Here is a 25334-nt window from a genome sequence, read left to right as displayed (position 1 = left end):
GATCGACCAAGAAAGAAGCTAGCACGATTTCTTGGTCGAGCACTCTAAAATGTGGCGTATGGCTGAGACACCCAAGCGGGGCCGCCCACGCTCCTTCGACCGCGCAGCGGCGCTGACCGCCGCCACACGTCTGTTCTGGGAGCGGGGCTATGAAGGCGTTTGCATCGGCGAGCTGACCGACGCGATGGGCATCCGCTCAGGGAGCCTGTACGCGGCCTTCGGGGACAAGAAGTCCCTGTTCGAGGAGGTGGTCAGCCACTACGGCCAATCACCCGTCGGCGACTTCGCGGCCGCGGCGCTCCGCGAGGAGCCCACCGCGTACGGGGCATTCGCGCGCATCCTGCGGGAGGCCGCGGCCATCTACCCGGACCCCGCCCACCCCGCCGGCTGCCTGGCCATCAGCGCCGCGACCAACGTCACTCGGCAGGACGCGGGGGTGCGGGCATTCCTCCGCGATCTGCGCAACAAGAACGTGGACGAGTTCGAGACACGGCTGCGAGAGGCACAGCGGGCGGGGGAACTGCCCGCCGAGACCAGTCCCCGCGCCTTGGCCGACTACTTCGCCACGGTCCTTCAGGGGCTCTCGCAGCGCGCCCAGGACGGTGCCACTGCCAACCAGCTGGCCGCGGCAGCCGAATTGGCGCTGTCTGCCTGGCCGACGACGCCACGCTGATCAGCGGGGCCCGGGGCACGGCCCCGCGGCGATCTGGTCCGACGTCGACGACGACGCGGGCGCGCAGGAGCGCTACAGGCGCGGCCTGCAAGGCCAAAGGATGGGGATGCGGTTCATGGAAAGGTTCGAGACGGAGAGTCTGGCGTTCATGCCTGGCCAGCAGGTTCAGGCCAAGGTCCTGAGCCATCACCCATGGGGTGTGCTCGTCGCGATCGTCGGTTACGAGAACGCCCGCCTGTCGGCCTCGATCGACATGATCGAGCAGTTCTCCCGGACCACGAGCAGTCATGACGAACTGCTCGCGCTCTTTCCACCCGTCGGCTCGCAGATCGATGCGGTGATCGAGCAGATCCATCGCTGGCACCCGCCGGTATCAGTGCGGCTCAGCATCCGACCCGCCGACCTGGCGTCGCCGGCCCGGAACTGCGACTTCTGCGGTGAACCGGCCACGTTGAGCCCGGGTGGAGACGCCCTCGTGCTGGACTCGCGGAGCAACGACGGTCCAGGAAGCCACACGATCATCTCCCACCGGCACTGCCTGGCCGAGCGGATCCGCCCGGAGAACACCGGAGAGCGGGCACGAGCACTGGAGATCGGGAAGATGTACTGAGGGTCGGGTGTGCGCGATCATGATCGGCATGGACACTCGTTTCGTTGGCATCACCGAGGTGGTCGAGGCCCCGTCCGTGGCGGTCGTGGTCGACGTCATGCGTGCCTTCACCGTGGCCGCCTGGGCCTTTGGCCAAGGGGCAGAGAAAATCGTTCTTGCCGAGTCGCTGGACGACGCTCTGGCGCTCAAGGGTCGCCACCCGGATTGGGTGGCCCTCAAAGACGGGCCGCCCGCCCCCGGGTTCGACATGGTCAACTCGCCGGGTCTGATGCGGTCCGTTGACCTCGGCGGACGGACCGTTGTGCAGAAGACCACGGCAGGGACGGTCGGCGCCCTTGCGGTCAAGGAGGCGTCGCTGGTGCTGTGCGCCGGCTTCGTGGTGGCGGAGGCAACGGCTCGGCTCTTGCGGACACGCACGGGTGACGGTGTCACGTTCGTCGTCACCGGCGAGGATGGGCAAGCCGATGAAGATCTGGCGTGCGCCCAGTACATCGCCCGTCGAGCCACCGAGGCCGAGACGGATGCTGCCGGGTTCCTCCGCCGAGCCGCCGAGTCGCGTGCCGCCGCCGAGCTGGCGGAGGGTGTGCGTCAAGGGGTCCATCCCGATGACGTTGAACTCTGTCTTGAGCTCGACCGGTTCCCCTTTGCCATGGTGGCGGCCCTGGAGGACTCGCTCATGATCCTGCGTCCGTACGGCGCGCCCGAGCGTTAGGCGCCGGACGGTCGGCCCCGCATCAGGCGGCTCGCGTAAGCCGGTTCGCAAACGTCGACATCGTGTACGTGCCGATGCCCAGGACCACCTCCAGGGCGTTCTGGCGCGTGTAGCCGAAGCCATGGAACCGCTCCAGCTCGTCGTCGCTCACCGCACCCGACGAGGCGAGGATCTGGAGGGTGAACTGCCGTACGGCCTCCAGCCGTTCCGGGTGCGGGGCCGGGCCCAGCTCGGCGAGCTTCGCCTCGTGCATGTCCACGCACAGGTGGCACTGGTTGCGGGCCGCGACGGTCAGGATGACCGTCTCGCGGGAGTGCGGGTCCAGGGTCGTGGACTCGAAGATCTCGCTGAGCTTCAGGAAGCCGTCCAGGGTGTGCGGGGAGTCCTTCAGGAGGGCGACGGCGTTGGCGGTGCGGGTGGTCAGATCGTTGCGCAAGGGAGCTCCAGGCAGGGTGGGCCAGAGTGGACTAGAATCGACAACATGGTTGACCATGCCGACGAGAAAAACGTAAACCAGGTTGTCGATGATGGCAAGGGGTACGAGCCGGGCTACGAGCTGCCGCTGCTCCTCTTCGGCGGCTTCCGCACCCTGATCGATCGCCTCCACACCCGCCTCGCCGCCGAGGGCCACCCCGATCTGCGTCCCGCTTACGGCTTCGCCATGCAGGCCATCGGCACGCAAGGGGCGACCGCCAGCGACATCGGGCGCCGACTCGGCGTCTCGAAGCAAGCCGCGGGCAAAACCGTGGACCGCCTCCTCGCCGTCGGCTACGCCGAACGCACCGACGACCCCGCCGACGCCCGCCGCAAGCTCGTCCGCCTCACCCCGCGCGGCTACGACGCCCTGGCCCGCTCAGCCGCGATCTTCGACGAGCTGCGGGCGGAGTGGGCCGCGACCCTCGGCGCCGATCGCGTACGGGACATGGAGGCCGCGCTACGGACCGTCGTACCGGCGGAGACGGCGTACCGGCTGGACGCCACGAGCTGGCTCGGCGGGGCGTGACGGAAGGCGTGCGGTCATACACCTGTGGTGGAGCCTGGGCGGGAAGGACCAGCGGCGCAAGGTTGCCGGCGGTAACGGCGGTGAGCGGAATCGAGGTGATCAGCCATCCGCTCCCGAGGACGCCGAGGCACGGCGGTGACCGGTGACTTTGGATGCAGGGAGGCGTCCGGCCTTGGAGGTGCCGGTCAAGGTGTCGCCGGTGACCGTCACGGCAAAGGCCAGGTTCAGGCGCATGGGCTTGGTCACGGCCTGCCGCCAGGTGAGCCGGTCGCCGTCGAGGGTGACGTCGCCGAGGGGGACTTCCTCTCCCGCCCCGTGGGCGACACCGGCCAGAACGCCGCCCTGCCATAGGAGTTCGACGACGGCCTTGATTGTGCCGATGGGGGTGGAGATGGACAGGTCCCAGGTGCCTTCAACGGACATGCTGCTGCTGATTCCTCACGGTGCGGGGGTGGGTCGCGTGGTCAGAGGCGGGTAGGCGCCGGGCCCTGATGGCGCCAGACAGTGCCGCGGCGTTCGTGAGCGAACAGCTCTTCGACGGCGTGAGCGATCCGGGGGCCCACCTCGCGCTCCAGCAGGTACAGGCCCAGGTCGAGTCCGGAGGTGACGCCGGCGCCGGTGACGAGGTCGCCGTCATCGACGACGCGGGCGCTCACCGCGTGGACGCCGGTGGCATCGAGCATGTCCAGGCCCAGGTGGTGGGTGGTGGCATGGCGGCCCTCCAGCAGGCCGGCCATGGCCAATACGAGCGAGCCGCCGCACACCGCGCCGACCGTCACCTCCGGGTTGTCCATCGCCGTCTTCAACAGCGCGGGCAGCTCGGTGGTCAAGGTGCGACCCAGTAGCACGGGGATGAATTCGTCCTTCTGCCACTCCCCTGCGCCCGCGTCATGGTCAGGGACCTCACCGGGCTCCCCGACACGGCCCGAGGCACCGGGAACCAGAATCAGCCCCGCACGTCCGGCGTCGAGGGCGCCCGTGGCGCGCAGCACCAGACCCCCGGTGCCGCTGACCACCTCGCGCGGCCCTTCGGCGGAGACCAGTTCCACGCTCACCGCGCCGCCGGAGGCGGTGCCCCCGGCATACAGCACCTCATAGGGGGCGACGACATCGAGCGGATCGAAGCCATCGAACAGCACGATCTGGGCGTGCATGAAGGGTTCCTTCGCGTGCGACGGGTCCGGTCCGCGCCCGGCTCACTCCCGACGCTAACCGGCTGCCCCGCCACCCCAGTGGCAATAGTGACACCTTCCAACGGAATAACGACATCGCCGTGAAGAGGCCCTTGACCTGGGCAAAGAAGCGACATCAGCGCGTTGAGACCACGAGTGGGCACCTGGCGGGCAGGTATCTTCCGGCCATGCACACTGTCGCCGTCCTCGCACTGGACCGGGTGATTCCGTTCGACCTGTCCACCCCGATCGAGGTCTTCACCCGTACCCGCCTCCCCGACGGGCGCCCCGGCTACCAGATCCGCGTGTGCGCGGAGACGTCGGAGATCGACGCGGGCACCTTCACCCTGCGCGCACCCTGGGGACTGGAGGGGCTCACGGGCGCGGACACGATCATCGTGCCCGGTACCGACGCCCCCGCGGCCCCGCTCACCGCCGCCGTCCGCGACGCGCTGCGCACGGCGGCCGAGAACGGCACGCGCATCGCCTCCATCTGCTCGGGCACCTTCCCCCTGGCCGCCACCGGGCTCCTCGACGGCCTGCGTGCCACCACCCACTGGATCGCGGCCGACCTCCTGGCCGCCACCCACCCCGACATCGACGTCGATCCGGACGTCCTGTACGTCGACAACGGCCAGATCCTCACCTCCGCCGGCGCTGCCGCCGGCCTCGACCTGTGCCTGCACATGATCCGCAAGGACTACGGCTCGGCCGTTGCCGCCGATGCCGCCCGACTGTCGGTCATGCCCCTGGAACGCGAGGGCGGACAGGCGCAGTTCATCGTCCATGACCACGTGCCCACCCCCCAGGGCTCTGCCCTCGAACCCCTGCTGAACTGGCTGCAGGACAACCTGGCCGCCGACCTCACGCTCGCCGACATCGCCGCCCACGCCGGTACCAGCACCCGGACCCTGATCCGCCGTTTCCGCGAGCAGACCGGCACCACCCCGCTCCAGTGGCTCCACCGAGCCCGCGTCCGCCAAGCCCAGCACCTCCTCGAGACCACACACCACTCCGTCGAACGCATCGGCTCCCAGGTCGGCTTCGGCTCACCCACCGCCTTCCGCGATCGCTTCAAGCGCACCACGGGGGTCAGCCCTCACACCTACCGCCGCGCGTTCAGTTGACGGGAAGCGGTGCCGGCGCGGTGAAACGCACCGGGCTGTCGTTCACAGCCAGGGCAGTTGGTCGGCGGAGTAGCGGTGGGCGCGGAAGACAGAGTTCTGGGCGCCGGCCGAGGACTCCAGGCCCACGCCCTCGCCGAAGGACCGGAACTGCGGGACCACGAACTCCCAGACCACGTCCCCGCCAGGGGTCACCTCGAAGAGCCGCCCGAAGGAGCCCTCGGCGATGAAGGTGTTCCCGTTCGGCAGGCGCTGCGCGCTGGACATGTACGGGCTGTAGAAGTTCTGCGGCGGGTTGTCCTCGTACGACCACACCTCCTTGCCCGTGCGCGGGTCGAGCTCCAGCACCCGCGAGTACGGCACGGAAGTGGTGTCGCGATAGGTTCCGTTGTCGAAGACCAGGATGTTGCCGCCCGCCAGCTCGTGCGGATGGTGTTGCTGTGCCAGGACGTCGGGGCCGATGTGCCAGAGCACGGACCCGTCGGCGCGGTCGACGGCCACGGTGGAGGACGCGCTGCGGAAGCCCACCACGATCGAACCGTCGGCGCGTTCGTTGACGGTGTTGGCCATGGGCCAGTGCTCACGGGCGAAGTGAGGGTTGAGCGGGAACTCCTCGGGGTCGAGGTGCTCGATGGCGGCCCAGCGCCACACCTCCTCCCCGTCCCAGGTCAGCTCGTACACCACGTCTCCGTAGATCACCCCGCCCGGGGCTTCGGAGCCGGGGATGCCGCCCCGGATGCGGGCCGCGTCGGCCGGGTCCAGCGGTTCGACGACGGTGACGATGAGGTTGCCGTTGCGCAGGATCGAGGCGTCGTGGTGGTGGAAGGGGTGCCGGACCTCCCTCAGGACCGTGGAGTCGGGGGCCAGCTCCTGGAAGATGCCGCCGTGGTAGACGTCCCAGATGGGGAAGAGGGTGGGGCTGCTGGTGTCCTTCGCCGCGTAGAAGAGGTTGCCGCCCGGGAGGAGCTGCGCCTGGCGGCCGGGCGGGTGCGGGGAGTTCCAGGTGTGGACGGGCCGGCCCTCGATGTCGACGAGGTGGATCTCGCCGGCGCTGGTGATGGGCGTGTAGAGGGTGTAGCCGCCGTAACTGCGGGCGGGATCATGGGCGATCAGGCCGACTCCGCGGCGGCGCAGGGTGTTCTGGTCGACGGTCATGAGGATCTCCTGTGTGGTGTGGGTGCGGTCAGTGGACGGTGACGGCGGCCGGGTCGACGGCCGTCAGGGGCCCGGGGTGCAGATGCCGCAGCAGCGCGGCGCGGTCGGCGGAGCCCGGCAGGCTCTGGGCTGCCTTCGCCCAGCCGGCCTCCTGCTCCAGCTGGGACAGCAGCTCGGGCGAGAGGGTCGCGCCGTAGCCGTAGCGGGGCTGGAAGGCGTCCACGTAGTCGGCCTGGAGCGCGCCCTTGGACTGGGCGAGTACGGCCTTCCGCGCGGCGGCCGGCTCGGCGGCGATCTCGCGCTGCGCCTTCTGCAGCGCCCGGAGCACGGCCGTGGTGGTCTCCTCGGTCGCCGCCGGACCCGCGACGAGCAGGGTCCGTGCCGTGTAGCCGGTGAAGGGGAGCTCGGCGTAGCGCTCGCCGAGAGTGGTGCGGGCGGAGTCGTAGAAACTGGGGAAGGTGACCCCGGCATCGATGTCGCCTCGGGTCAGCGCCGAAGTGACCTGGTTGGGGGCGAGGTTCACCACGGTCACGTCGGCGGACGTCAGCTGTACGGAGGCGAGCATCCGTGACAGGGCGTACTCGACGTTCGTGCCCTGCGGGACTCCGACCTTGCGGCCCTTGAGCGCGGCGAAGCCGGTGATGTGGCGGTCGGTCCGGGTGAGCAGGCGCCAGTCGTCGAAACGGGACAGGTCGGCAATGATCCGCAGCTCGCGCCCTCCCAGCACGGCCGTCACCGCGGGCAGGTCCCCCACGACGCCGAGCTGCGCCTGACCGCCGAGCACGGCGTTCAGTGCGTCCCGCCCGCTGGGCTGGGTGGTCACGGTGGCGTCGATGCCCTCGGCGGACCACAGCCCGCGTTCCTGGGCCACGTAGACGGGCGCCCCGCCGAGGTGGTCGCTCGCGGCGAGGGAAACGGCGGGGCGGCCGCCACCCGCGGGGCCGGAGCCGCCGGCGCAGGCCGAGGTGAGCGCGCAGAGCAGGGCGGCCGTCAACAGAGCGGCCACTGCGCGGGGTCTGTGCATGGGGAAGTCCTTCCGGGGACGGAGGTGCGAACAGGGGTGGGAATCAGGGGACTTCAATCGGAGCCGAGGTGACGTGCGATCAGTGAGCGCAGGTCCGGGTCGGGCGGCCCGGCGGGCACGGCGTGGTCGGCGAGCACCCGTCCGGGAGTCCCGCCGAGGACGACGACCCGCTCGGCCAGGGCCAGTGCCTCGTCGATGTCGTGCGTGACGAACAGGACGGTGGTACCGCGCTGCTGCCACAGCTCCCGCAGCAGGATCTGCATCCGGGACCGGGTCAGTGCGTCCAGCGCTCCGAACGGCTCGTCCATCAGCAGCACTTCGGGCTCGGCGGCCAACGCGCGGGCGAGTGCGACGCGTTGCTGCATGCCGCCGGACAGCTGCGCCGGATACTTGTTGGCACCCTCCGCCAGCCCCACCTCGGCCAATGCCGCGAGGGCGCGCCGACGGCGCTCCGGACGCGGCAGTCCGAGCCGCTTGAGGGCGAATTCCACGTTGCCGACGGCCGTGCGCCAGGGGAAGAGCGCGTAGTGCTGGAAGACCACGCCCCGTTCCGGTCCGGGCCCGCGCACCGGAGCGGAACCCGCCGTCACTCGCCCTTCGGTGGGCCGCACGAAACCGGCCACCAGGTTGAGAATCGTGGACTTGCCGCATCCGCTGGGCCCCAGCAGCGCCGTGAACGAACCCGCCGGGACCTCCAGATCGGTGCGCTCCAGCACCGGAGCGGCCCCGTAACGGACTGACAGCCCCTCCAGTCGTACCTCCAGGCTCATGAGGCACTCCAGTGCACGAACCGGCGGCCGACCGCGGCCAGTACGAGGTCGACGGCGACGCCGAGCAGCCCGAGCACGAGCAGCCCCGCGAACATCCGGTCCACGCGCAGGAACTGGCCGTCCACCTGGAGCCGGTACGCCAACCCGCTGTCCGCGCCGCCCAGTTCCGCCGCCACCAGGGCGAGCAGCGCCACCGAGGCCCCGTACCGCAACGCGGCGAGCAGCGCGGGCGCGGCGGCGGGCAGCAGCACCTCGGTGAACCGCCGGTGCAACGGGGCCCCCAGCGACCGGGCCGCCCGCAAGTGGGATGCCGGCACCCGGGACACCCCGTCGTGGACGTAGAGCCAGACGGCGAGCAGCACGGCGTACGCGATGAGCAGGCGCTTGGCGGTCTCCCCGATGCCGAACCACGCGGTCGCGAGCGGCACCAGCGCGATGGCGGGGATCGGGCGCAGGAAGGAGATCACCGGGGTGACCGCGGCGGACAGCCTCGGCAGATACCCGGTGGCGAAGCCCAGCACACTGCCGACGAGGGCGCCGAGCAGGAAACCCTGCCCTGCACGGGCCAGGCTGGCACCGAGATCAGCGGCCAAGAGGCCGCTCCGTGCGCTGTCCGCGAGCGCGGCCGCGGTCTCACCGGGCGTGGGCAGCAGTCCCGGCGCCACCGCACCGGACCAGGCGAGCAGGCACCACAGCGCGATCACAGCACCTGCCGCGCCCAGGGCGGGGCCGAGTCGGCCGAGAGCCCGGCCGGGCGGTGAGGGGGTGGCGTGCACGGGGGACTCCTCGTTCGGTTCTCACACGTTGATAAGTGAGGTCAATAATTGACCACGCTTATGAAGGAAGTGTTGCGGCAGTACGAAACCTCGCCTGGCCCCCGGGCCCTTGATCGGTGATGAGGTACGTTCGCCTGCGTGTCTCGACCCGAACCCACGCCCGAGGCGATCGAGGTCGGACGGGTGATCCGGAGCTGCCGCAAACAGCGCGGCGTCTCCATGGCCGTCCTCGCCACCCGCTCCGGTCTCTCCCAGCCGTTCCTCAGCCAGCTCGAACGCGGCCTCGCCACCCCGAGCCTCAGCTCGATCTACCGGATCGCGGAAGCGCTGGACGTCACCCCGGGCACCTTCCTCAGACCGCCCGCCCGACCGGGTGCGGTCAGCCACGAGAGCGACCCTCAGGTGATCCGCGTCAGCGAGGCCGCCGGGCAGATCGCCCAGGTCCTCATCCCCGGCGGGCGCAGCACGCTGATGGAGGCCTACGAGCACCACTTCGAGCCCGGCCAGGGCGAGCGCGGCTGGTTCGAGCACCCCGGCGAGGACTTCCTCTACGTACTGGAGGGCGAGATCGTCCTGGAGGTCGAGGGCGAGGAACCGCTGACCCTGCACGCCGGCCAGAGCGCCCACCACCGGGGCGAAGTCCCGCACCGCTGCCGTCTGACGGGCCCGGCCTCCGCCCGCACTCTGCTGGTCATCGCGAACGCCTAGGCCGCGCTGTCGCTCGTGAACTCCCCGAGTTCACCCCTTCCCTGACAGAGGGTCCGGCTGCGAACCGGCCCCACATCCCAGCCGCCGACCTGCGCCGTCTTTCATCCCGAGATCGAACTGTCCGCCATTCGGTCACGCTCTTGCCGGGAAGGTCACTTCGGGCGAGTATCCCTATCAATCCGATGGGAAAAGTAGGGATTCAGTGAAGTCCGGTCGACCAAGACGCTGATGCTGTCGGTGGTCGCCGGGGCTCGGTGCCCGGCTCATGAGCCCCGTGCGCTTCCCGCACCTCCCAGCAACCGGCCAACGCCACCCAACAACGTTCCGGAGTAGCCGACATGACCACCGCCACCCCCCATGGCACCGCAGCCCGCCCAGCCCTTGCGCCACGCCGCGGCACTCGGGTGTGCCGGTGACGCCCATGCGGACGACACCGAGCCCCGCCGGCCGCCGAACCGCCGACGAGCAGCGCCGCGCGCTGCTGCGTACCGTCCGCGACGTGGCGGACGACCTCGCCGCGGACGCAATCGTCCGCGACCAGGCGGGCAAACCGCCGACCGACGAGACGGCCCGGCTGCGCGAGGCCGGCCTGCCGGCGGCCCTCACCCCGCCCGGGCCCGGCCGTGGGACTGACTGGCGTACCGGATGCGCCGTCATACGGGAGATCGCCGCAGCGGACAGCTCTGTCGGCGACGTGCTCGCCCGCCACTACGTACACGCCTGGAGCGGACGCTTCTACGCGGATCACCACCACGCGAACGCCCTCGAAGAGGAGTCGGTGCGCGAGCGGTGGCTGTGGACCGGGGCGATCCGCACCCCTGCACCCAACGAGGACACCGCGGTACCGGACCTCACGCTGAGGCCGCGCGCCCCCGGCTACCTGCTGAACGGGCGCCGGTCCGTGGACACCGCGGTGGCCGTCGCCGACCAGATCGTGGTGGACGCCGTCTGCACCGCGACCGGTGACGTCCTGGTCGTACGGATCCCGCCCGGCTCACGGGGCGTGACCATCGAACCCGCCCACGACCGCCTCGGGCAGCGCGTCGCCGGCGCGGGTGAAGTCGTCCTGGACCGAGTCGCCGTCACGCCCGGGCAGGTGCTGGGCCGTCGGCCCCACGACGAGGAATCGACCGCACCCTTCACCGCGCTCGCGGAGCCGGCGCTCCGGCTCGCCCTGTGCCACGTCGGCCTCGGCATCGCCGAGGGCGCCCTCACCGAGGCACGCGACCTCAGCAGGCGCGGCCGCGCACACCAGCCGGCCGGTGGGGACCCGGACCTCTTCCTGACGTACGGGGAACTCGCCTCTGCCGCGCAGACGGCCACCGCCGTGGTCGACCGGGCGACGGAGGTGATGGCGCAGGCACTCGCCACAGGTGCGCAGCTCGATGCCGAGGTACCCGCGGGCATCGCCGCCCTGGTCGCCACCGCCGAGACCGTGATGTCGAAGGCCACCTTGCACATCACCACCCGGGTGCTGGAACTCGCCGATGCCCCCGGCCTGGACCGGTTCTGGCGCAACGCCCGCGTCCTGACGGCCCACCGCCCGGTCGCGCACCGCCTGCGCTCCATCGGGGAGCACTACCTCAACGGCTCCCACCGCGCGGTGGCGGCGGCCTTCCATTGAGGAGGGCCACCGCACCGGACTCGGGTCCGCGACCTGAGCCTCTCGGCCGCCGGGCCCGAGTACCTGCCCGGCGGCCGGCGCCATGCAGGATAATGACCGTATGCGGATCTCAGCCAGGGCGGACTATGCGGTACGTGCCGCGCTGCAGCTTGCCGCGTCACAGGATGACGGGCCGGTGAAGGCGGAAGCCATCGCCGACGCCCAGGACATCCCGCACAAGTTCCTCGAGGGCATCCTGAACGACATGCGCCGAGGCGGTCTCGTGCTGAGCCAGCGCGGTGGCAACGGGGGCTACAGGCTGGCCAAGCCCGCCGAGTCCATCAGCATCGCGGACGTCATCCGCATCGTGGACGGACCGCTGGTCTCGGTGCGGGGGGTCCGCCCCCCGGACCTGTCCTACACCGGCCCCGCCCAGTCGCTGCTCCCCCTGTGGGTCGCACTGCGGGCCAACGTGCGCGAGATCCTCGACGGCGTGACGCTCGCCGACGTCGCGTCGTCCGACCTGCCCGCCGACGTATCGGCACTGGCCGACACCCCCGGCGCCTGGGCCAATCCCTGAGCCCCGCCCCGCCCCACCCGCCCCACCTGCACTTTCTCACATCCTGAGAGCTCAGCGTCCACCATGCGGTCAGCCCCTTGGGGCGCGTGTCCGCCTCTGCCAAGATGCCTACCAACCAGGTGGGAAAACTAGGAATTCAGTGAGGTGGCCGGCCATGCGAACACTGCACCACGCGGGCCGGATGCTGCCTCTGACCTCCCGCCGACACATCGACCTGGTCCGTACGTCCAGCGCCATCTGTCAGCCCGGCTGATACCCCTCGGCGGGCCGGGCCCGCGCGTAGTGCACCACTGGGCGCTGTCCCCCTTCGCTCTCCGTCGGCCGGGCGGGCACCTGCGCCGCCCCCACCGACCGCGTGCCTTCGAACGCGGGCGTCCGACATACGGGCTCTACGTCCGTTCCCCGGACAGCCGGCACCCATCAGTTCCTCAGCCTGCGACCGCGATCCCGCCGCCGACGGCCGGGCGTGGGTGCCGTGCGTGCCGATGGCTTCGAGTCGCCCATCTCCGCATCTCCGCATCTCCCTGAACACCATCCCGTGAAAGGACACCTCCGTGTCTGCTGCAAGACCGCTCACCACCCTGCGCGCCATCGCCGTCACCGCAACGCTTCCCCTCCTTCTCACCGCCTGCGGCTATGGTTCCGAGGCGAAGAAGGAAGACGACAAGGGCAAGGTCGCGGCCGCCGGTGACACGAAGCTGTCCGCCTCCGAGGTCCGCATCGGGTACTTCCCGAACCTGACGCACGCCACCGCCCTGGTCGGCCTCCAGGAGGGCCTGATCCAGAAGGAACTCGGCGCCACCGCGATCAAGCCGCAGTCCTTCAACGCCGGCCCGTCCGAGATCGAAGCCCTCAACGGCGGCTCTCTCGACATCGGCTTCATCGGCCCCTCGCCGTCCATCAACGGCTACGTGAAGTCCAAGGGCTCCAACCTGAAGATCATCTCCGGCTCCGCCTCCGGCGGCGTCAAGCTCGTCGTGAACCCGGACAAGATCAAGACCCTGGACGACCTCAAGGGCAAGAAGATCGCCACCCCCCAGAAGGGGAACACGCAGGACGTCGCGTTCCTCAACTGGATCTCCGAGAAGGGCTGGACGGTCGACCCCGAGTCCGGCAAGGGCGACGTCTCCGTCGTCCGCACCGACAACAAGGTCACCCCCGACGCCTTCAAGCAGGGCTCCATCGACGGCGCCTGGGTGCCCGAGCCCACGGCCTCCAAGCTCGTCTCCGACGGCGGCTCCGTCCTCCTCGACGAGACCGCCCTGTGGCCCGACAAGAAGTTCGTGATCACGAACATCATCGTGTCGCAGAAGTTCCTCAAGGAGCACCCGGACGTGGTCGAGGCCGTGCTCAAGGGCACGGTGAAGACCAACGAGTGGATCAACGCCAACCCGGACAAGGCCAAGGCCTCCGCCAACGCCAAGCTGGAAGCCGAAGGCGGCAAGCCGCTCGACGCGAAGATCATCGACCCGGCCTGGACCAGCATCCTCGTCACCGACGACCCGCTGGCCGACACGCTGAAGAAGCAGGCCGACTACGCCGTCAAGGCCAAGCTCATCGAGCAGCCCGACCTGGCCGGCATCTACGACCTGACGCTCCTGAACAAGGTCCTGAAGGCCGCCGGCAAGCCCGAGGTCTCCGACGCCGGCCTCGGCACCAAGTAGTCCCGCAACCCGGCAATCCCAGGAGGTGACGAACCTCGGTGTCGCTCCCGAAGAGTTCGTCACCATCCTGGGCATGCCGAAGTGTCCGAGCGAACCCAGGGCCGTGCAAGCGGAGTTGGACATTTCATATGCCGTACATGGATCGACCTGACGCCCGCCCCTAACCTCATCGGCATGGCAGCAGGAAGCCTTCTCACCACGCGCCGCCACCTCGATCTGGGCAGGCTGGCGAGCGCTCTGTGTCCGATCGCCCGGGCACGACAGTAATCGCGCCTCGTCTCTCTTCCACCCCTTCACGGCAGTTGAGCTGCCGTCCCCGTACGAGCTGCGGAACCAGGAGAAGACATCCCATGAGCGACAACAGCAGACCCCGGGTGAGCCGCCGCGGATTCCTCGCCGGCACGGCGGCCGCCGCGGCCGCCGCGGCCGTTCCCGCGATCGCCCAGGTGGCGGCAGCCACCCCCGCCGCTGCCGCGACCCGGCCCAACATCCTGCTCATCGTCACGGACGACCAGCCCAAGCACACCGAATGGGCACTGCCGAAGACCACGGCCTGGCTGGCCGACCAGGGCGTCAAGTTCACCAACGGGCACGTCACCACCCCGCTCTGCTCGCCCTCCCGATCGTCGGTCCTCACCGGCCGCTACGCCCACAACCACGGCGTCCGCAACAACAAGGCCTCGTACCGGCTCGACCAGGGCACCACCCTGCCCCGGTACCTGAAGCAGGCCGGCTACCGCACCGGCCTGTTCGGCAAGTGGCTCAACTCCTGGACCCTTTCCGACAATCCCCCGCACTTCGAGGAGTTCGCCCTGCTCCAGCCGGGCTACGTCGACGCGCAGTGGAACGTCAACGGCACGGTCCAGACGATCAACGGGTACACCACCAACATCATCAAGAACCGCACCCTGAACTTCCTCGACAAGGCGGCAGCCGATTCCCGGCCCTGGTTCGCGTACGTCACCCCGTACGCCTCCCACGGTCCGCGCACGCCCGAGGCGAAGTACGCCGGCACGGCCGTCCCGGACTGGAGCGGCAGGCCCTCCGTCCCGGAGAACGACCGCAGCGACAAACCGGCCTACATCCGCAACGCGACCGGGACCCTGGCCGACGGGAAGCAGATCCGTGGGGAACAGCTGCGCACGCTGCTCACCGTCGACGACACGGTCCAGGCGTTCAAGGAGAAGCTCCAGGCGCTCGGACAGCTCGACAACACCCTGGTGATCTACATCGCCGACAACGGCTTCACCTGGGCGGACCACGGCTGGACCAAGAAGTCGGTGCCCTACAGCCCGGCGCATGAGGTCCCGTTCTACCTCTCCTGGCCGGCCGGCGGCCTGGGCGCGGGGACCACCGACAACCGCATCACCGCCAACATCGACATCGCCCCCACGGTCCTCGACGCGGCCGGCATCACGCCCACCCACTCGGTGGACGGCAGGTCCCTCCTCTCCTCGTACAGCCGCGACCACCTGCTCGTCGAGTGGTGGCAGCAGGGTGCGAACGCGGGCGGGCCGCCCACCTGGTCGTCGTATGTCGCCAAGAACAAGCAGTACACGGAGTACTACGACCTCACCACCGACGGCAACGGCAACGTATCCGGCACGGGGCAGGTGAAGTTCCGCGAGTACTACGACCTGGCGGGCGACCCCCACCAGCTGACGAACAAGCTGTACCAGGCCACCCCGGCGGACGAGCAGAACCTGGGCATCCCCGCCCTGGCGGCACAACTCGCCGCCGACCGCACCGCCTAGCGGTACTCGGCCGGGTGCCCCCCGGCATCACCCGCGGGGCACCCCGCCCGGGCCCCCCCCCCCCACCAAGCCCCCCCCCCCCCCCCCGGATTGTTGTTGGGGGTGTGGCCCGGCGGCGAACCCCCGGGGGCCCCCCCGGCCCGGGCCCCGCCCCCGCACCTCACACCGACGGAGCCGCCATGCTTTCCTGCTGCACCCCCGGACACGGCGACGCCACCCCCGTCGCGCTCTCCCTCGCACCGCGGCCACCTGTCGCCGACGCCCAGCGGGCCGCCGCCCGCCGGCTGATCGACCTGCCGGGCGGACGCTTCCTCATGGGCACCGACGACCCGGACTCCTTCCCGGCCGACGGCGAAGGGCCGGTGCGCGAGGTCGCCGTCGACCCGTTCCGCATCGCGCCCACGACGGTGACCAACGCCCAGTTCGCCACCTTCGTCAAGGCCACCGGCCACGTCACCGAAGCCGAACACTTCGGATTCTCCTTCGTCTTCGGCGGCTTCCTGACCGAGGACGTCGCCGCCGCGTCCCCGCCCGTGGCGGCCGTCCCGTGGTGGCGGGCCGTCCAGGGCGCCAGTTGGCGGCACCCCGAGGGCGCCGGCTCGTCCGTCACCGCACGCCAGAACCACCCCGTCGTCCACGTCTCCTGGAACGACGCCCAGGCGTACTGCGCATGGTCCGGCACCCGCCTGCCCACCGAGGCCGAATGGGAGTACGCGGCCCGCGGCGGGCTCGAGCAACGGCGCTACCCGTGGGGCGACGACCTCACCCCCGGCGGCCGGCACATGTGCAACATCTGGCAGGGCGACTTCCCCACCCTGAACACCGCGGAGGACGGCTACGAGGGCACGGCACCGGCGAAGTCGTTCCGCCCCAACGGCTTCGGGCTCTACAACGCCGTCGGCAACGTATGGGAATGGTGCGCCGACTGGTTCGCACCCGGAACCAGCCGTGTGATGCGCGGCGGCTCCTACCTCTGCCACGACTCGTACTGCAACCGCTACCGCGTCGCGGCCCGCAGCTCCAACACGCCCGACAGCTCCACCGGCAACATCGGCTTCCGCGTCGCCGCGGACGCGAACAGTGGCGCAGCCGCCGGCCGGTGAGCCGTGCGGCCGGCTGGGAGCAGGCAGGACACCGCCGGTCATCCCTCCTTGAGGACGCCCCGGGCTTTGACCGCCTCGCGCAGACGTATGGCCATCTCGACCGCCTGGTCCGGCGGCAGCGGCAGGACACCGTTCTCCGTCATCAGAGCGTGGAACTGCTGGTGTGGATAGGGGACGCCGGACGGCAGAGCGGCGACGTGCCAGTGCAGATGCGCATTGCCCTGCTGGCTGCCCAGCGAGTAGAGGTACGTCCGCTCCGGCTCGCAGACGGCCTCGACGGCGAGGGCGATCTCCCGGACGAACAGCATGAGCCGGTGGTAGGCCCCCTCGTCCAGGTCACGCACGACATGCTCGACGTGCGCCTTCGGCGCGACGAGGACCTTGCCCGGCAGCGTGGGCCACCTGTCCAGGAACGCGACGTGAGCGGCATCCTCGAAAACCGTCTCGTGCGCGTAGCCCGGGTCCCCGGCGAGGAACGCACAGACGAAGCACGGGCCACTCCGCGTGCGCTCCACATACGCCTCAAGATCCATCGGTCGTCGGTCCATCGACATCCTTTGCACCTCTCCGCAGGGATGGGTGTACCCGTCTGGGGTAGTAGATGAGGCCCCGGCTGGTGACCTCTTGACCGACCCGACACCGCGAGGTCGTTTCCTTTCGGCCTCGCAACCCGCAAGGCGGCCCCGGGGATCCCGGCGTTACCAGGCGACCGTGCCGTCCGTTGTTGCCACAGCATGGCAACCGTATGGCAGTCGTGCCGGGCAGCGGCCGCAAGGGTGCTGCGAGGTCCAGGATCACAGGATCCCCAGCACGTGCCTCCGGCCTTCCGCACAAGCCCTCCCCCCTATGCCAAGGACCACGATCCACCATGACTGTTTCCGCCGCCCTGAGCGTGAGCGAGGCGTTCTCACGCCGCCACGAGCTGACCGTCGTCGACGTCCGTACTCCGGGCGAGTTCGCGTCCGGCCATCTGCCGGACGCCGTCAACATCCCCCTCGACCGCATCGGGCGGGCGCTGCCGGACCTCCGGGAGTCCGCCGAACACAAGCCCCTGCTGGTGGTGTGCGCCTCCGGCGCACGGGCGGAGAACGCCGCTGCCACCCTGGCCTCCCACGGCGTCGACGCGTCGATCCTCACCGGCGGCACCACCGCCTGGGCGGCCGCGGGGCACCCGCTCGACCACCCCGAAGGCCATCTGCGGACCGTCTGGGCCATGGAGCGCCAAGTCCGGTTCACCGCGGGCTCCGTCGTACTCCTCGGCCTGGCCCTCGGCTTCCTCGTGCATCCGGCCTTCCTGTTGCTGTCCGCGGGTATCGCAGCCGGCCTGGTCTTCTCCGCCCTCACCAACACCTGCGGCATGGCGGTCGTGCTCGGCAGGCTTCCCTTCAACCGGCGGGGGACGGCGCCCGCGGGCCCCTCGCTGCCGTCCGCTTCTCCCGAGGAGCCTCGCGGGTGACGGGCCGGCGTGGGTGCCCGCCCGTGTGCTGCTGACGGGCTCCCTTCAGTGCGCTGTTACCAGTTGCACTGGGCCCTCAGAGCCTCTCCGGAATCCCAGGGGGGGGGTCAGCGCGGGCGTACGCCGTCGATGGCGATCGCGAGCAGGAGGTCGGCCTCGGCCGGGCCGTCGACGTCCTGCTCGGTGGCCAGCGCGATGGCGCCGACGAGTTTCAGCAGCTGGGTGATGGTGATCTCGGGGCGGACGGCGTCTGCCGCCCGGGCGCGCGCGAGGAGGGCGTCTCCGGCGGTGGTGATCATGTCGTGGCAGGTCTCGCCCAGTGTCGGGGCCGCGTCGCGCATCAGGGACGCTCCCAGTCCCCGGTTGGCCACGGCGTGTGCGCCGACGGCGCGGAGCCAGGTGAACAGGGCCTGGCCCGGGTCGGGTTCGGCGAGTAGATCGCCGGCCTTCGCACACAGGGTCTCCACGCGGTCCTTGAAGACGGCCTCCAAGAGCGCCTGGCGGGAGGGGAAGTGGCGGTGCAGGGTCGCCGAGCCGACTTGGGCGCGGCGCGCGACCTCCTCCAGGGAGGCGTCGGCGCCGTGTTCGGCGATCAGGGCGCCGGCGGCGGCCACGATCTTTTCGAGGTTTCGGCGGGCGTCGGCGCGCATCGGCCGGCGGGGCGGGGTGGTGGCGTCCTTCGGCACGGGTGCTCCTGAAAACTTGATAAGTGGGGTGGCCCTCCATATCGTAGCGAACGAGAAATGGAGGGCCACCCCACTTACGGGATGGCTCCCCTTCCGCATGGATGCGATGGAGATGAATGTGAAGTTGACGCAGAAGAGCGTCGTGGTGGTGGGCGCGACCGGCCTGCAGGGCAGGGCCGTGACGCATCACCTGCTCCGGGACGGCTGGCAGGTGCGCGCACTGACACGGGATCCGAGCGGGGCAGGGGCCAGGGCGCTGGCGCAGGCCGGGGCGCAGGTGGTGCGGGCGCAGATGGAGGACGTCGGCTCCCTGACCGCCGCGGCCGAGGGCGCCTGGGGCATGTTCAGCGTCCAGCCCACCGTCGGCTCGCCCGGCACCGCGCCGGATTTCACCGCCGAGGACGAGGTGCGCTGGGGCGTGAACGTCGCCGAGGCCGCGCACGCCGCGGGCATCGGGCACTTCGTCTTCACCTCGGTCGCCGAAGCGGACCGGCACCTTGCGGAGAAGGTGCCGGTGAACCTGGTCAGCAAGTGGCGGATCGAGCAGCACATCGCCGCGCTCGGCCTGCCCGCGACGATCCTGCGGCCGGTGTCCTTCATGGAGAACTTCACCGGCGGATACGCGCTGCGGAACGGGAACCTGTCCACCGGGCTCGCACCGGAGGTCCCCCAGCAGATCATGGCCGTCGACGATGTCGGCGCCATCGCCGCGCTGGCGTTCTCCCGGCCCGGGGAATGGATCGGCCGGGCCGTCTCCCTGGCCGGGGACGAACTCACGCCGGTTCAGATCGCCGCGGCCATCGGCACGGCACTCGGCATACCGCTGCCTTACGTTCAGGTCCCGATCGACGCGATCCGGGCCCTCAGCGAAGACTTCGCCTACGCCAACGAATGGCTCAACGCGCTCGGCTACCGCGCCGACATTTCCGCCACCCGGAAGATCCACCCCGCCGCGATGGATTTCGACATCTGGCTGGGGCACACCGGGGCGTCCCAGATCGCCGCGTTCCTGGACTCCGCGCGCACCGCAGGGCAGGACACGTGAGCGCCCGCACCACCCCTGCCGGCCCCCACGGGTTCGGCCTGCCCGGAGGGTACGACTCCCCTTTAGTGGCATTTGTCGTTTTCAGTCAATGAGAACGGATTTCAGGTCATTGTGACCGAAGGCCCGGCCGCCGGGACGGAGGCAGCCGACGCTGGAACGGCGTCCCGTCCCTGCCAGGACGGGGCATCGCGATCCAAACGCACAGGGGGAAGGGGAAACCATGGGGGTCCGTACACGGATGCGAGGGGGCGGCATCGCGCTGGGGGCCGCGGTGCTGGCGGTCGGGGTGGCGTCGGGCCCGGCGACGGGTGCCGACCAGTGGCGGCCGAGGCCGGGGAGCCTGTACATCTCCGACCTCCCCACAACCGAGTCGTGGCGCGCCGCACCGATCGCGCGCGGCTGGGGCAGTGCGTACGAGGACTGCCAGGTGGGCTGGCCGGAGGGTCGGCCCGAGGTGAACGTCTGGAACCGGGAATTCACCACCGCCGAGACCGCGTTCGCCCAGCAGAAGGTGGTGGTCTTCGCCACGGAGGCCGAGGCCATTGCCTTCGCGGACGCCACCCGGCAGCGCTATGCCAACTGCGCGAACGGCCCACAGGAGCCGGGCGTGACCGCGACCGGCTATGACCACGGCGTGCTGGACGTGGAGGAGGGTGCGACCCTCCACGGGATGCACACCTTCAATGCCAACGCCCAAGAGCGCCCCGACTTCAACTACCTGTGGGGTGTGGGCCGCGACGGGGACACCGTCACGCTGGTCCTGTGGTCGAGCTACTGGGGCGAGCCGCCCGTGGCCGCTTGGAAGAACACCCTGCGGAAAGCGGTGACCAAGCTGTACTGAGTACGGCCGACGCCGGGCGGGAACGCTCCGCTCCCGCCCGGCGTCGGTCGGCGTGCTCCGGCTAGTTCTCCAGGCGCACAGGCATCAGCATCGAGAAGGTGTCCTCGGTGTCGGTCCGGCGGATCGCGATGGGCGCCGTAGGGGCGCCGAACTCCAGGATCAGCTGGTCCTGGGCGCCGGCGGCGAGGGCGTGCAGCAGGTACTCGCGGTTGACGGCGACACGGTCCCGATCGTCGTCACCGTCCTCGCAGACGGTCACCGAGCCGTCGGCCGCCACCTTGAGCACGCTGAGGTCGCAGGACATGCCGTCCTGCTCGCGCACCTCGCTCGCACGGACGGGGCCGGTCTCCAGCGCCTCCCGGAAGGCCGGGACATCGACGAGGGCACGGCGCCCCGCCGGCAGCCGAACGAGGCGCCGGTAATCAGGGAAGTCGTGATCGAGGCACTGGCCGGCCACCTGCCGGTCCCCCGTCTCCAGAGCCACGCGGTCACCGTCCACGGTGAGCCGTACGGACGCGTCGTCGCTCAGCAGCGCCCGCATCGCGTCGACGAGCGGGGACGGCACGATGGCCTGCACCCGGGGCCCGTCATGCCCGGTGGCACCGGCCTGTGCGACAGCCATCCGATACCGGTCGGTGGCCACGACACGCAGTACCTCACCCTCGATGTCGAACAGCACACCGCCGAGCATCGGCAGCTCCGGATCGGTACTGGCGGCGAAGCGGACCGCGTCCAACGCGGCGGCCAGCTCGGGCGCGGAGACAGCCGGCCGGGCGGTGGCGGTACGGAGCATGGTCATGGGTTTCTCCCTGCATTCGAGTAGCAATCGGAGCGTGGAGAACTCGGTGCGGGCATCGGACAGCCCCGACTCAAGACGGCGCAGGTGTGCCTGAAGCAGCTTCCGCACCAGGTCGGTGTCCGCACTGGACCAGCCGGCCAGCACCAGCCGAATGTCCGCCAGCGGCATACCCGCCCGACGCAACCGGGCCAGCAACCGGGACTCTTCAAGCTGCTCGGGGCCGTACCAGCGGTAGCCGCTCACCGGATCCACCCAAGTCGGCACCAGCACGCCGGCACCGTCGTAGAACCGCAGTGCACTCACACTCAGTCCACTGTCCCGGGCCATCTCACCAATACTGCGCATCTCGCTCTCCACACCCACAACCCTGAGCCCTCCACCAAGTCGAGGGTCAACAGCCGGCCGACTGGAACACTGAACACCATGCGGGCACGGAGGCGAACCGGCAGATGGAGGTCCGGCGCCCGACCCCGTGGTGGAGCCGATCCTGCCGAGAGCTACCTTCGTAGCGATCACCACGGCAGGGGGAGACATACAGATGGACGAGCGGCTCGAAGCCGAAGGCGAGGTGGCGGTTGCCCGCCTCGCCATCGACAGCGGGGACCTGGGGCATGCGGCGAAGCACCTCGGCAACGCGCTGACCGCCGACCCCCGATGCCCCGACGCCTACGAGGCCCTGGCCGAGCTCGTCGCGGCCGCCGGTGGCCACGCCGCCGCCTTGGAGCTGTTCCCCGCGGACGAGCCCTACATCGGCTCGATCGCCTGCGTCGCCCAGCTCCACGCGGCCGCCGGACAGTGGGAACCCGCTCTGTCCGCGCTCGCCACGGTGATCGGCGCCGAGCCCGAACGCCCCTGGGCGCAGGTCGCCTGGCTGGCCGACCCCGACCTGCCCGGACGGGTCTCGCCCGACGCCGTCACCCGAGCCGTCGCCGGCCTCTCCCGCAACCTGCCCGATCCACTGCCACCGCAGCTCCGCGACGGCGTCCAGCCCTTCTACACCCTGGTCAGAGCCGGCGTCGCCGCCCACCCCGGGCACACACTGCTGCACGCGATGGCCTCCACACTCGCGCGCCGCTTCGGCGACACCGCCGACGCCGTCGCATGGGCCGAGCGCGCCCAACAGCTCGAGCCGGGCCACTCGCAGGCGGTCATCCTCGGCTCCGCCCTGCACGCCGCCGGACGCCCCGACGACGCCCTGGCCGTGTGGGAGGCGGAGATAGCCCGCGACCCCTCCGATCTCGACCTGTACGTCGACGTCGCCGAGCTCTACGGCAAGACCGGCCGCCCCGCCGAGGGCCTGGCCTGGCTCGACCGCGCCCTGGCCGCGGAACCCGACCACCCGAAGGCAGCACCCGCCGTACTCGCCCTGCGCCACGCCGTCGACGGCGGTACGGCGCACCTGCTCGCGCTCTCCGACCACCTGCGCACCCACCCCGACCACGGCTACGCGGCCCACCTCCTGGACAGGCTCTGCGACGACAAGCCGTGGCTCGGCCACGTGCACGAGGCGCTCGAGGCGAGCGTCAACGTGCTGCACCAGATGCTCGGCAACCCCAAGAGCGCCCGCGACCACGAGATAGAACTGCTGGGCTCCGCCCTGGAGGCGCCCAGTACGCGCCTTGCCCTGCGCATGGGCTTCCCTCGCTCGACGATCGACTACCAAGGGGTGCCCGAGCCCGATCCCCGGGTTCCGCAGTACCGGGTCGACACCGTCCTGTGGCGTTTCGACGGCGTCGAGGCCCACCCCGCGATCGACCCGCCGTCGCCCGAGGCCGCTGAACTCGTACGCCAAGTCGCCGCGTTGAGCTGGTCGGCGCCGGGCGCCGCGTACGACCACTCCGTACGGCTCTCCGGCCTGTCCGCCGAGGATCTGCTGGCCGTGTGCGTGCACCCGCCGCTGCCCCGGGAGGACGAGCAGGGGGCGTATCTGCTGGGCCGCCGGCCCGAGATGTGGGTCCGGGCCGTCCAGACCTTCGCGTGCCTGGGCCTGGCCCATCACCGCGCGGACGAGCCCTGGCAGGAGTCCCGGCGCCGGGCCCTGCTCCTGGACCTGCTCTTCGGCCCCGAGGACTGGACCAACGAGGCCGCCGGCTTCGCACTCCTCGCCATCGCCTGGACCGACCCCGCGTCCCGAGAGGACATCGGGGCCCGCCTCGTCGACCGCATGATGGCCGTGGGCAAGGCCTGGCAGGAGCGCGACGCGACGATCCTCGCGTCCCTGAGCCATCTCGTACTGGCCTGCCCGTGGCTGCCCGAGACCTTCCTCGACCTGGCCGGGAAGATGCTCTCGGCTGCAACGGAGTTCCACGCCGAGACCCCGCCGGACGACGCGGAACGCCGGTCGGACATCACGGCCGCGCTGGAGGCCCGCCAGACCGCACCGCACCCGACCGACGCCACGCAGGACCGAAAGCCCCGCTCCCTCCTGCGCCGCCTCTTCGGCCGCACCCGCTGATACCCCGCCGGCCGTGGCAGGCAGCCGCTGCCGCACACGGCCGGCACGGGGGTCGCGGCATTCGCCTGGTCGGGCCAAGCGAAGGCGGCCCGTCGCCGCGAATGGCCCAGCATGGGGACACCCGACAGGCCAGGAATCGGATGAGGTGCCTAACGTCGCTCTCAGACGGATCGGTTCGCGAAGCCTGTGGAGGCATCATGTCCCATCGGGGCCGCCGGCTGGCGGGCGCCTGCATGAGCGCGGTCGCTGTCGGCCTGCTCGTTACGGGAGGCGCCCTCGCCCCACCGCCGCACGAGCGTTCCGGCAACGATGCCGGGTCCGAGATCGCAACGGGCGCCTATCTCCACTACGGCTCGCCCGGCGTCGAGAGGATGCGGGAACTCTCGCACTGGCTCGGGGGCACCGAGCTGCGCGCCGGGCACACCTACCTGCCCGGTGACACCTGGTCGAACATCGAGGGGGCGCCCGATTCCTTGGGCAGCTGGGCACGGTGGCGCAACGCGAGAGCGGATCGGCTGTTCGTACTGAACGTGCCCATGCAGGAGCGCAACGAGGCCGGCGTTCCCGACGGGCGGGTCGCCGAGCTGATCCGATCGGGGGCGCGGGGTGAGTACGACCACCATTTCCGGCGGCTGGCCGAGCGGCTCGTCGACCTCGGGGTGCCGGACACGGTGATCGTGCTCGGCTGGGAGATGAACGGCTTCAACTACACCCACCGGTGTCGGCCCGACCCCGAGAACTGGAAGAGGTACTGGCGGCGCATCGTGGCCGCCATGCGCTCCGTGGACGGGCAGCGGTTCCAGTTCGACTTCGCTCCCAACCGCGGCATCGACGCGATCGCCTGGACCAGCTGCTACCCGGGCGACGACGTGGTCGATATCGTCGGCATGGACACCTATGACCAGCCGCCCGGCCATACCTTCGACGAGCAGGTCGAGCAGCCCTACGGACTCGGGCAGCAGGTCGACTTCGCCGAGGCGCACGGCAAACCGATCTCGTACCCCGAATGGGGGCTGTTCCGCAACGGCGACAACCCCGAATACATGCGGCGGATGCTGGCGTGGATCGCCGAGCACAGGCCGCTGTACCACAGCATCACCGACTACTGCCCGCACGGTGTGTGGCAGTGCGGGCAGAACCCGCGCTCCGCACGAGTCTTCCGGGAGTTCCTGACCACCCGACAAGGCCGCGGACGGCCTTCCGGCTTCGACCATGGGGACCGCAGGATCCGGCCGGAAGAGTGAGCCTTCCGACCGCTCGGGCCGGGGCCGGGTCGGCGCACCCATGCTCGCGGCATGGCATCCCGAATCAGCGAACTCGTCATCGACGCGGATGACCCCGGCCTGCCGGCCGCGCTCTGGTGCGATGTCCTCGGCGTTTGCCGCAGGCAGCTGAAGCCCATCTGACGGCTACTGCCTCGCTTCGTGGCAAGCCTTTGGGGCTGCGGAGGCGGCCGGAAGAGCTTCATCCCTGGAGCATACGGATGGCACGTACAGTCGTTCGATGGACGGGCGGGACGGGGTCTTGGTGCGGCCGTTCAGGTGATCTCCGGGGCGGACGCGCCCGCGTTCCGGCCTGGCAGACCCCGCCACCCGCGCTGTCCCTTCTCATGGACGGGCTG

The 25334-nt window shown here is 70.5% G+C and carries 27 protein-coding genes; 17 read left to right on the top strand and 10 right to left on the bottom strand.

Translation table 11 applies throughout. The annotated features are described in order from the left end of the window. Nucleotides 1–49: 49 nt before the first annotated feature. From ACFWBN_RS08425 to ACFWBN_RS08415, 3 genes are all read left to right on the top strand, one after another. Nucleotides 50–673, top strand: a complete 624-nt coding sequence (locus tag ACFWBN_RS08425; RefSeq protein ID WP_385172562.1) for a TetR/AcrR family transcriptional regulator — start codon at nt 50–52, stop codon at nt 671–673. 106 nt (nt 674–779) lie between these two features. Further along, nucleotides 780–1283, top strand: a complete 504-nt coding sequence (locus ACFWBN_RS08420; RefSeq protein WP_385172560.1) for a hypothetical protein — start codon at nt 780–782, stop codon at nt 1281–1283. A gap of 28 nt (nt 1284–1311) precedes the next feature. Beyond that, entirely contained in the window at nt 1312–1995 is a 684-nt protein-coding gene (locus ACFWBN_RS08415; protein WP_385173082.1) for a 2-phosphosulfolactate phosphatase, read from the top strand. 22 nt (nt 1996–2017) lie between these two features. On the opposite strand, the gene ACFWBN_RS08410 is transcribed toward ACFWBN_RS08415, so the two are convergent. Beyond that, nucleotides 2018–2431 (bottom strand): carboxymuconolactone decarboxylase family protein, encoded by a 414-nt coding sequence (locus tag ACFWBN_RS08410; RefSeq protein ID WP_385172557.1) that lies wholly within the window; start codon nt 2429–2431, stop codon nt 2018–2020. A 45-nt stretch (nt 2432–2476) separates the two neighbouring features. Between ACFWBN_RS08410 and ACFWBN_RS08405 the strand changes: the two genes are divergently transcribed. Then, nucleotides 2477–2998, top strand: a complete 522-nt coding sequence (locus ACFWBN_RS08405; RefSeq protein ID WP_385172555.1) for a MarR family winged helix-turn-helix transcriptional regulator — start codon at nt 2477–2479, stop codon at nt 2996–2998. Between the two features lie 99 nt (nt 2999–3097). Here the strand turns inward: ACFWBN_RS08405 and ACFWBN_RS08400 are convergent, their stop codons facing one another. Both ACFWBN_RS08400 and ACFWBN_RS08395 read right to left on the bottom strand, forming a co-directional pair. Continuing rightward, on the bottom strand, nt 3098–3421 hold the full coding sequence (locus ACFWBN_RS08400) for a hypothetical protein (RefSeq protein ID WP_385172552.1): 324 nt from the start codon (nt 3419–3421) through the stop codon (nt 3098–3100). Between the two features lie 41 nt (nt 3422–3462). Further along, nucleotides 3463–4152 (bottom strand): DJ-1/PfpI family protein, encoded by a 690-nt coding sequence (locus ACFWBN_RS08395; protein ID WP_385172549.1) that lies wholly within the window; start codon nt 4150–4152, stop codon nt 3463–3465. A gap of 206 nt (nt 4153–4358) precedes the next feature. Between ACFWBN_RS08395 and ACFWBN_RS08390 the strand changes: the two genes are divergently transcribed. After that, on the top strand, nt 4359–5297 hold the full coding sequence (locus tag ACFWBN_RS08390) for a GlxA family transcriptional regulator (RefSeq protein WP_385172545.1): 939 nt from the start codon (nt 4359–4361) through the stop codon (nt 5295–5297). 42 nt (nt 5298–5339) lie between these two features. On the opposite strand, the gene ACFWBN_RS08385 is transcribed toward ACFWBN_RS08390, so the two are convergent. Genes ACFWBN_RS08385 through ACFWBN_RS08370 form a run of 4 tightly spaced genes read right to left on the bottom strand, consistent with a single transcriptional unit; the run spans nt 5340 to nt 9019 of the window. Then, the gene (locus ACFWBN_RS08385) at nt 5340–6449 is read right to left on the bottom strand and encodes an aryl-sulfate sulfotransferase (RefSeq protein ID WP_385172542.1); all 1110 of its coding nucleotides are present in this window, start codon (nt 6447–6449) and stop codon (nt 5340–5342) included. Between the two features lie 28 nt (nt 6450–6477). Next, on the bottom strand, nt 6478–7473 hold the full coding sequence (locus ACFWBN_RS08380) for an ABC transporter substrate-binding protein (protein ID WP_385172539.1): 996 nt from the start codon (nt 7471–7473) through the stop codon (nt 6478–6480). A 53-nt stretch (nt 7474–7526) separates the two neighbouring features. Continuing rightward, nucleotides 7527–8243, bottom strand: coding sequence for an ABC transporter ATP-binding protein (locus ACFWBN_RS08375; RefSeq protein WP_385172536.1), 717 nt, complete (start codon nt 8241–8243; stop codon nt 7527–7529). Further along, on the bottom strand, nt 8240–9019 hold the full coding sequence (locus ACFWBN_RS08370) for an ABC transporter permease (protein WP_385172533.1): 780 nt from the start codon (nt 9017–9019) through the stop codon (nt 8240–8242). The genes ACFWBN_RS08375 and ACFWBN_RS08370 overlap by 4 nt, the downstream gene beginning before the upstream one ends. A gap of 138 nt (nt 9020–9157) precedes the next feature. On the opposite strand from ACFWBN_RS08370, the gene ACFWBN_RS08365 reads away from it, so the two are divergent. The 7 genes from ACFWBN_RS08365 (at nt 9158) to ACFWBN_RS08335 (ending at nt 16431) form a co-directional block, all read left to right on the top strand. After that, nucleotides 9158–9727, top strand: coding sequence for a helix-turn-helix domain-containing protein (locus ACFWBN_RS08365; RefSeq protein WP_385172531.1), 570 nt, complete (start codon nt 9158–9160; stop codon nt 9725–9727). 421 nt (nt 9728–10148) lie between these two features. Then, complete coding sequence (locus tag ACFWBN_RS08360) at nt 10149–11351, top strand: acyl-CoA dehydrogenase (protein ID WP_385172528.1); 1203 nt, start codon at nt 10149–10151, stop codon at nt 11349–11351. A gap of 100 nt (nt 11352–11451) precedes the next feature. Further along, nucleotides 11452–11910: an RrF2 family transcriptional regulator gene (locus tag ACFWBN_RS08355; RefSeq protein WP_385172525.1), complete on the top strand. Its 459-nt coding sequence runs from the start codon at nt 11452–11454 to the stop codon at nt 11908–11910. 154 nt (nt 11911–12064) lie between these two features. Next, nucleotides 12065–12163 (top strand): putative leader peptide, encoded by a 99-nt coding sequence (locus ACFWBN_RS08350; protein ID WP_327739082.1) that lies wholly within the window; start codon nt 12065–12067, stop codon nt 12161–12163. A 301-nt stretch (nt 12164–12464) separates the two neighbouring features. After that, the gene (locus tag ACFWBN_RS08345) at nt 12465–13574 is read left to right on the top strand and encodes an aliphatic sulfonate ABC transporter substrate-binding protein (RefSeq protein ID WP_385172521.1); all 1110 of its coding nucleotides are present in this window, start codon (nt 12465–12467) and stop codon (nt 13572–13574) included. Between the two features lie 350 nt (nt 13575–13924). Then, entirely contained in the window at nt 13925–15328 is a 1404-nt protein-coding gene (locus ACFWBN_RS08340) for a sulfatase (protein ID WP_385172518.1), read from the top strand. Nucleotides 15329–15507: 179 nt separating this feature from the next. Beyond that, the gene (locus ACFWBN_RS08335) at nt 15508–16431 is read left to right on the top strand and encodes a formylglycine-generating enzyme family protein (protein ID WP_385172515.1); all 924 of its coding nucleotides are present in this window, start codon (nt 15508–15510) and stop codon (nt 16429–16431) included. Nucleotides 16432–16469: 38 nt separating this feature from the next. Here ACFWBN_RS08335 and ACFWBN_RS08330 read toward each other — a convergent pair whose 3' ends face one another. Continuing rightward, nucleotides 16470–16979: an HIT family protein gene (locus ACFWBN_RS08330; protein WP_385172512.1), complete on the bottom strand. Its 510-nt coding sequence runs from the start codon at nt 16977–16979 to the stop codon at nt 16470–16472. A gap of 320 nt (nt 16980–17299) precedes the next feature. Between ACFWBN_RS08330 and ACFWBN_RS08325 the strand changes: the two genes are divergently transcribed. Continuing rightward, nucleotides 17300–17887 (top strand): rhodanese-like domain-containing protein, encoded by a 588-nt coding sequence (locus tag ACFWBN_RS08325; protein WP_385172508.1) that lies wholly within the window; start codon nt 17300–17302, stop codon nt 17885–17887. 107 nt (nt 17888–17994) lie between these two features. Here the strand turns inward: ACFWBN_RS08325 and ACFWBN_RS08320 are convergent, their stop codons facing one another. Further along, nucleotides 17995–18573, bottom strand: a complete 579-nt coding sequence (locus ACFWBN_RS08320) for a TetR/AcrR family transcriptional regulator (RefSeq protein WP_385172505.1) — start codon at nt 18571–18573, stop codon at nt 17995–17997. 118 nt (nt 18574–18691) lie between these two features. On the opposite strand from ACFWBN_RS08320, the gene ACFWBN_RS08315 reads away from it, so the two are divergent. Together ACFWBN_RS08315 and ACFWBN_RS08310 are read left to right on the top strand one after the other, a co-directional pair. Then, a complete protein-coding gene (locus ACFWBN_RS08315; protein ID WP_385172502.1) occupies nt 18692–19618 on the top strand; it encodes an NmrA/HSCARG family protein in 927 nt (308 codons plus the stop codon). Nucleotides 19619–19838: 220 nt separating this feature from the next. After that, complete coding sequence (locus ACFWBN_RS08310; protein WP_385172499.1) at nt 19839–20459, top strand: hypothetical protein; 621 nt, start codon at nt 19839–19841, stop codon at nt 20457–20459. 61 nt (nt 20460–20520) lie between these two features. Here the strand turns inward: ACFWBN_RS08310 and ACFWBN_RS08305 are convergent, their stop codons facing one another. Then, on the bottom strand, nt 20521–21615 hold the full coding sequence (locus ACFWBN_RS08305) for a MerR family transcriptional regulator (protein WP_385172496.1): 1095 nt from the start codon (nt 21613–21615) through the stop codon (nt 20521–20523). A 181-nt stretch (nt 21616–21796) separates the two neighbouring features. Between ACFWBN_RS08305 and ACFWBN_RS08300 the strand changes: the two genes are divergently transcribed. Then, nucleotides 21797–23713 (top strand): tetratricopeptide repeat protein, encoded by a 1917-nt coding sequence (locus ACFWBN_RS08300; RefSeq protein WP_385172493.1) that lies wholly within the window; start codon nt 21797–21799, stop codon nt 23711–23713. 197 nt (nt 23714–23910) lie between these two features. Beyond that, complete coding sequence (locus ACFWBN_RS08295) at nt 23911–24957, top strand: glycoside hydrolase family 26 protein (protein WP_385172490.1); 1047 nt, start codon at nt 23911–23913, stop codon at nt 24955–24957. Nucleotides 24958–25334 lie beyond the last annotated feature (377 nt).

It is taken from the genome of Streptomyces sp. NPDC059989, assembly GCF_042736975.1.
GTDB lineage: Bacteria > Actinomycetota > Actinomycetes > Streptomycetales > Streptomycetaceae > Streptomyces.
This window is presented reverse-complemented; position numbering and strand designations above follow the sequence as displayed.

What these genes read in the sequence shown, in the direction of transcription:
- ACFWBN_RS08340 (WP_385172518.1), top strand. Translation starts at nt 13,925, where the DNA reads ATGAGCGACAACAGCAGACCCCGGGTGAGCCGCCGCGGATTCCTCGCC.
- ACFWBN_RS08325 (WP_385172508.1), top strand. Translation starts at nt 17,300, where the DNA reads ATGACTGTTTCCGCCGCCCTGAGCGTGAGCGAGGCGTTCTCACGCCGC.
- ACFWBN_RS08385 (WP_385172542.1), bottom strand. Translation starts at nt 6,449, where the DNA reads ATGACCGTCGACCAGAACACCCTGCGCCGCCGCGGAGTCGGCCTGATC.
- ACFWBN_RS08355 (WP_385172525.1), top strand. Translation starts at nt 11,452, where the DNA reads ATGCGGATCTCAGCCAGGGCGGACTATGCGGTACGTGCCGCGCTGCAG.
- ACFWBN_RS08310 (WP_385172499.1), top strand. Translation starts at nt 19,839, where the DNA reads ATGGGGGTCCGTACACGGATGCGAGGGGGCGGCATCGCGCTGGGGGCC.
- ACFWBN_RS08405 (WP_385172555.1), top strand. Translation starts at nt 2,477, where the DNA reads ATGGTTGACCATGCCGACGAGAAAAACGTAAACCAGGTTGTCGATGAT.
- ACFWBN_RS08335 (WP_385172515.1), top strand. Translation starts at nt 15,508, where the DNA reads ATGCTTTCCTGCTGCACCCCCGGACACGGCGACGCCACCCCCGTCGCG.
- ACFWBN_RS08380 (WP_385172539.1), bottom strand. Translation starts at nt 7,473, where the DNA reads ATGCACAGACCCCGCGCAGTGGCCGCTCTGTTGACGGCCGCCCTGCTC.
- ACFWBN_RS08350 (WP_327739082.1), top strand. Translation starts at nt 12,065, where the DNA reads ATGCGAACACTGCACCACGCGGGCCGGATGCTGCCTCTGACCTCCCGC.
- ACFWBN_RS08400 (WP_385172552.1), bottom strand. Translation starts at nt 3,421, where the DNA reads ATGTCCGTTGAAGGCACCTGGGACCTGTCCATCTCCACCCCCATCGGC.
- ACFWBN_RS08395 (WP_385172549.1), bottom strand. Translation starts at nt 4,152, where the DNA reads ATGCACGCCCAGATCGTGCTGTTCGATGGCTTCGATCCGCTCGATGTC.
- ACFWBN_RS08420 (WP_385172560.1), top strand. Translation starts at nt 780, where the DNA reads ATGCGGTTCATGGAAAGGTTCGAGACGGAGAGTCTGGCGTTCATGCCT.
- ACFWBN_RS08375 (WP_385172536.1), bottom strand. Translation starts at nt 8,243, where the DNA reads ATGAGCCTGGAGGTACGACTGGAGGGGCTGTCAGTCCGTTACGGGGCC.
- ACFWBN_RS08295 (WP_385172490.1), top strand. Translation starts at nt 23,911, where the DNA reads ATGTCCCATCGGGGCCGCCGGCTGGCGGGCGCCTGCATGAGCGCGGTC.
- ACFWBN_RS08425 (WP_385172562.1), top strand. Translation starts at nt 50, where the DNA reads ATGTGGCGTATGGCTGAGACACCCAAGCGGGGCCGCCCACGCTCCTTC.
- ACFWBN_RS08300 (WP_385172493.1), top strand. Translation starts at nt 21,797, where the DNA reads ATGGACGAGCGGCTCGAAGCCGAAGGCGAGGTGGCGGTTGCCCGCCTC.
- ACFWBN_RS08330 (WP_385172512.1), bottom strand. Translation starts at nt 16,979, where the DNA reads ATGGACCGACGACCGATGGATCTTGAGGCGTATGTGGAGCGCACGCGG.
- ACFWBN_RS08360 (WP_385172528.1), top strand. Translation starts at nt 10,149, where the DNA reads ATGCGGACGACACCGAGCCCCGCCGGCCGCCGAACCGCCGACGAGCAG.
- ACFWBN_RS08390 (WP_385172545.1), top strand. Translation starts at nt 4,359, where the DNA reads ATGCACACTGTCGCCGTCCTCGCACTGGACCGGGTGATTCCGTTCGAC.
- ACFWBN_RS08415 (WP_385173082.1), top strand. Translation starts at nt 1,312, where the DNA reads ATGGACACTCGTTTCGTTGGCATCACCGAGGTGGTCGAGGCCCCGTCC.